Source organism: Rhodococcus sp. P3_B8 (genome assembly GCF_056402775.1).
Window position 1 is genome coordinate 1 of sequence record NZ_JBFUGT010000029.1, and the last position, 1,276, is coordinate 1,276.

The window sequence follows — 1,276 nt, forward strand, 5'->3', positions numbered from 1 at the left end:
CTACCGGGACATCCAGGCGGGCAATCCGTTTGCGGGCGAGGCCCGCCGCGCGCTCGCCGCCGCACTGACCACTCTCACGGAAACCGTCGAGCGGGGCTCGGAGGACGATTTCGCCTCGCTCATGTCCCGCTCGACGTCGACGCTCGGCGACCGGAGCGAACCCCTCGCCCGGCTGTGCGCCGACCTCTTCACCGATCTCGTTCGCAGGCAGCCGCAGTCGTGGGACAGGAACGGAGATTCGTCATGACGCCCCAGAAGACTCCCTCGCTCCCGGAGTACGACCCGGCGGATCCGGTGGAGAGCGCCGTCGTGTCCCGGCTCGCCCGGAACTGGGGACAGCGGGCGACCGTGAAGAAGCCGGAACCGGACCTCGACGCGCTGTTCGATCTCGACAAGCAGGACTACCCGAACGAGTTGCTGCCCTTCGCCGATCACGATCGGTTCCTCGGCATGCGCGAGGAGCAACGGAACCAGCTTCGGGCCTGGGCCTGGATCGCTTTCAACAAGAACGTCATGGACATCGAGCAGTACGTGGTCAATCCTGGGTTCGACCTCGTCGCGCACGATGCCCTGGACACCGGGCTCGGGGACACGTTCGCCGTGGCCGTCCACCAGGCGATGGTCGACGAGCAGTACCACACCCTCATGCACCTGAACGCGAGCGCGGTCACGCGCAGGCAACGCGGTTGGGCGATGCCGAACAACGCCCTTCCCGACGTCCTGACGTTGCGCCGTCAACGCGCGGCGACTGCCGATGCCGCCGACCCGAGGAAGCGGGCGATCACCACGTTCGCCTTCATGACGGTGGCGGAGATCTCGATCAGCTCCTACCTCGACCTGATCTCCGAGAACGACGTCATCCAGCCGGTCAACCGGGCGACGGTCCGCCTCCACAACCGCGACGAGTACTGTCACGCCTCGATCGCCGACGACATCGCGGTCGTCGTCTACGACACGCTGAGCCCCGACGACCGCCACCACTTCCTGGACGGGCTCGTCGACGCGATGACGGCATTCAGCAGCAACGACTACTCGACGTGGCACACCATCGTCGACATCCTGGAGCTGGGCGGCGGACAGGCGATGATCGACGACGCCGAACACGACACCCGCCGATCCGCACTGGTCCAGGATTTCGGTGRCATCCACAAGCTGTGCAAGCACCTCGGCGTCGCGGGCGAGATGTCCTTCGAGTGGGCCTGACTCCGCGGCGACGGGAACCGACGGGGCCACGTGGTGGGAAGGCTCGGGGCCTTCCCACCACGGGCCGCGGAGA

Annotated in this window: 1 protein-coding gene and 1 pseudogene; both read left to right on the top strand. The window is 67.0% G+C overall.

Annotated features, from left to right (window positions below; translation table 11 throughout):
- Window positions 1-247, top strand: a pseudogene (locus AC1D1G_RS13750) (prephenate dehydrogenase/arogenate dehydrogenase family protein); the annotation flags it as partial.
- Window positions 244-1,203, top strand: a complete 960-nt coding sequence (locus tag AC1D1G_RS13755; RefSeq protein ID WP_477952515.1) for a diiron oxygenase — start codon at window positions 244-246, stop codon at window positions 1,201-1,203. The pseudogene AC1D1G_RS13750 and the gene AC1D1G_RS13755, both read left to right, overlap by 4 nt.
- Window positions 1,204-1,276 lie beyond the last annotated feature (73 nt).